The organism is Methylocaldum sp. (genome assembly GCF_035627495.1).
Taxonomy (GTDB): Bacteria; Pseudomonadota; Gammaproteobacteria; order Methylococcales; family Methylococcaceae; genus Methylocaldum.
The window spans coordinates 1-3,265 of the sequence record NZ_DASPLO010000219.1; the positions used below are offsets into that span (position 1 = coordinate 1).

6 protein-coding genes and 1 pseudogene are annotated in these 3,265 nt (G+C 56.6%); 1 reads left to right on the forward strand and 6 read right to left on the reverse strand.

What is annotated here, in order from left to right:
* Positions 1 to 186 precede the first annotated feature (186 nt).
* The 5 genes from VEB01_RS22165 to VEB01_RS22185 form a co-directional block, all read right to left on the reverse strand.
* Positions 187 to 762 carry a carboxymuconolactone decarboxylase family protein gene (locus VEB01_RS22165; protein WP_324879347.1) on the reverse strand — a complete coding sequence of 192 codons (576 nt, stop codon included), beginning with the start codon at positions 760 to 762 and terminating at the stop codon, positions 187 to 189.
* Between the two features lie 68 nt (positions 763 to 830).
* Positions 831 to 1,058: a tautomerase family protein gene (locus VEB01_RS22170; protein WP_324879349.1), complete on the reverse strand. Its 228-nt coding sequence runs from the start codon at positions 1,056 to 1,058 to the stop codon at positions 831 to 833.
* Between the two features lie 106 nt (positions 1,059 to 1,164).
* Positions 1,165 to 1,689 (reverse strand): carboxymuconolactone decarboxylase family protein, encoded by a 525-nt coding sequence (locus VEB01_RS22175; RefSeq protein WP_324879351.1) that lies wholly within the window; start codon positions 1,687 to 1,689, stop codon positions 1,165 to 1,167.
* A 78-nt stretch (positions 1,690 to 1,767) separates the two neighbouring features.
* Complete coding sequence (gene grxC, locus VEB01_RS22180) at positions 1,768 to 2,046, reverse strand: glutaredoxin 3 (protein ID WP_324879352.1); 279 nt, start codon at positions 2,044 to 2,046, stop codon at positions 1,768 to 1,770.
* A 37-nt stretch (positions 2,047 to 2,083) separates the two neighbouring features.
* Entirely contained in the window at positions 2,084 to 2,671 is a 588-nt protein-coding gene (locus tag VEB01_RS22185) for a TetR/AcrR family transcriptional regulator (RefSeq protein ID WP_324879354.1), read from the reverse strand.
* Here VEB01_RS22185 and VEB01_RS22190 point away from each other — a divergent pair.
* Positions 2,670 to 2,963 carry a hypothetical protein gene (locus tag VEB01_RS22190; protein WP_324879356.1) on the forward strand — a complete coding sequence of 98 codons (294 nt, stop codon included), beginning with the start codon at positions 2,670 to 2,672 and terminating at the stop codon, positions 2,961 to 2,963. The two genes, VEB01_RS22185 and VEB01_RS22190, sit on opposite strands and share 2 nt — an antisense overlap.
* A 180-nt stretch (positions 2,964 to 3,143) precedes the next feature.
* On the opposite strand, the pseudogene VEB01_RS22195 reads toward VEB01_RS22190, so the two are convergent.
* Positions 3,144 to 3,265: pseudogene (locus VEB01_RS22195) on the reverse strand (IS110 family transposase); the annotation flags it as partial.

The window sequence follows — 3,265 nt, forward strand, 5'->3', positions numbered from 1 at the left end:
GCTCCGCAAGGCTGGGCAACGCACCGTCGAGGCGATTGGGGACGCCATCGGCGAACTGTTGAATCAGCTGACTCCGGCCGAATGCACGAACTACTTCCGGAACGCCGGTTATGCCGTATAGCCGACGTGAAAATGCTCTAATGCGATAGGCGTTTGGTAGTCTTCTCCTTGCTTCGATGTCGATGGTTATGCCGACTTCTTCCACTCGCGGCTGGCGAATACCGGATCGACCGATGTGTGGAACAGATGGTTGGAATAGTTGCTCAGGGTTTTCACGGCGATGGCCAGGATGATTTCCAGGATGGACCGTTCGCTATAGCCAGCCGCCAGAAAGCTCTCCACATCGCGGCGACTCGGCTGTCCGCGGGTTTTCACCAGGGTGATGGCAAAGGCGCTCAATGCGGCGAGCGTCGCATCGGGAATGGACTTGCCGTCTCGAATGGCATCGGTCACGGCGGACGGCACCTTGGACATGGCATCGGCGACGAAGCTGTGGGCCGCCATGCAATAGTGGCAGCCATTCTCGCGGCTGATGGTCAGGAAAATCACTTCCTGCTCCACCGGCGTGAAGCCGGACTCGGCGCGAAACAGGGCATAACCGTGCAGATAGCTTTCCAGCAGACCGGGCGAATTGGCCATGACCGCATACATGTTGGGAATAAAACCCATATTGGCCTGTGCGGATTCGAGGGCAGTTCTGGCACGGGGCTCGGCGTTTTCAATGGTCTTCGGAGGAAGTGAAAGGCGGTATTCGGATGACATGATGTGCTCCTGTGGTTGGGATATAGGCTTGTTATGGACTCATCGGTCCATAACAAGGCAAAAAAACGCTACTTGTTGCCGGCTTGCGCGGCCAGTCCGCGGAAAGCCTCGGTAGTGACGGGTTGCCCGGCCACGCCCCACGCCCCCGAGGGCACGTCTTCGACGATGACCCAGGTGACGGGGCGCACGCCTTCTCCCTCTACCGCCACGACGGCGTCAGTAACACGCTGTATCAGTTCCTGTTTTTGTTCGAGGCTGAGATAGCCTTCGATACCCTTGATTTGTACGAGTGGCATGGTTGTTCTCCTCTATGGTTGAAGTTTATGTCCGAGCAAGGATCTGGAGTCTGGTGAAATGCATTTATCGCCAACCGGTGTGCGGTACGGGGACGGGCGCCGAACGTTATTGCTGCGGAGATGGAAAAGAATCGGGAACGACACCCAAGGCGTCGGCAAACCGGTTGAAGGCGGCGAACAACTCCATCACCCCCAGGGCTTCGACGACTTCCGCCATGGGGATGTCTTGTGCCAACAGGTTCTCCAAGTCCGCTGTCACCCGCGCGGCCGCGCGATTGGCGCGCCGGGCGAACTCGATGAGCGCTTGCTCGCGGATGCTGAAATGGGTATCGCCCAGGGTGTTTTCCATGGCCGCGATCGCTTGCGGCGAGAAGCCCAGCATGCGCAGGGTGGCCGTGTGGGCACCGATACAGTAGGTGCAGGCGTTGTCCTGGGAGACCAGCAGAGCGATGGTTTCCTTCACCTCGCGGCGTAACACGCCTTGGAACAGGGTGGCGTGCGCCTTGGCCCAATTGGCGGCCAGCAGGGGCGGATACGCCGCATAAGCCCGAAACAGATTGGGGATGAAGCCAAACGTTTGCTCGATTTCGGCAAGTACGGCGGCTGGATTGATGGCGTTCTGAGTAGTCATTGAAACCTCGTTAGAGCAAAGTCAACTCTCATTTATGGACTAATCAGTCCATAAATGGGCAAAAAAAACCGCTCGTACTTATGATATGGAAAGGCTTGAATCGGCTTCGAGCAATTCCCGCAATTGGCCTTGTCGGTCCAAGGCGACCAAGTCGGTGTAACCACCCACATGGACTTCCCCGATGTAAATCTGCGGCACGGTGCGGCGGCGGGTCTTATTCATCATTTCCGCGTGCAGCGCGGGGTCAATATCTATACGGCGTTTCTCGATGTTCCGTACGCCCCTGGCGGCCAACAGCCGTTCCGCCGCCACGCAATAGGAACAATTCGCGGTGCTATACATGTGGACTTCAGGCATGGTCATCCTCAGTTCGGGTCTAAATGGATCACGAAATTCAATCAATCGCCCTCAAGGCGATCTGAATAATCCGTTTAATCTCTTCTCCTCCGATACCGGCTTTCACCATCGTCTTAAGTCCGCTCATGCTGCTAACGAGAAAACGAGCCAGCACGTCTGGATCCTTGTCGGCGGCGATGGTGCCCTCTTTTTGCGCTCGCTGCACGGCCGCTTTGAAAACCGCGGTGAACCGGTCCACGCCCTGCGCGACCCATTCGGCCACGGTCGGATCGCCCTGCGCGAATTCATTCGCCGTATTCATCACCAGGCAACCCCGCGGTTTCTCGCCGCTACAGGCTTCCGAAGCCACGGAAGACAGCATGTCTTTGATGAAGTGCCGGCCCGATGCGGCCTGATTCAAGCTTTCCAGCATGGCCGCCGCCATGTTTTCCCGGTAGCGCCTAAGACACCGCTCGAACAACGGCCGTTTGCCGCCGAAAGCTTGGTAAAAACTGCTCTTCGACAAATCCATCGCATCGAGTAGGTTCTGTAGCGATGTCGCTTCGTAACCGCTAGCCCAAAAGACCTGCATGGCGGCATCCAGCGCCTGCTCGGGATCGAATTCAAGAGGTCGTCCAATATTCATGGAGTACAGTATTGTACCGATCGGTCCTTATGTCAAGCGAAGATTGTCGCGCGTATTCAACTTGTCTTTCTCTATTTCCTTGTTTATCGATGGCGCGCATCGAAAATTGATGGATTCTCCACCCGCCAGTCTTGCCGAGGTGCTGTCACGTTCTATCCCTGGTCCAATCCGTCAAGGGGAGCGTTTTACCAAGGGTATGCTGGGTTTCGGCAATTGGTGGAGCGCCGATACGTCGCTGAAATTGAGTGACCGTTTACCGCTGCTGAGTGGGCGTTCGATGAAGAAGGCATGAATGACTGCTTGGGGCACCTCTGGGTAGGGCGTCGCAAAGGCGTTGGACGTGGTGAAGGATCGAGCAGCCTACGTTTTGACTCTGTTGCGCATGAGCCTTGATTGTCATTACAAAACCGCGCGGCTTTAGAGCATTTTCTGGTTTGGTATCCCCCGGGTGCGGTAGATACTGTTATCCGGGTCAAGCGCCATGCAGGGCTGGATCGAAGGGTTTTTCGGATTTGAGGACGCCGAAGGCGACCTGCAAAAGCTTGCGCATCATGGCGCCGATGATGAGCTTGGCGGGTTTACCCGAAAGCGCGA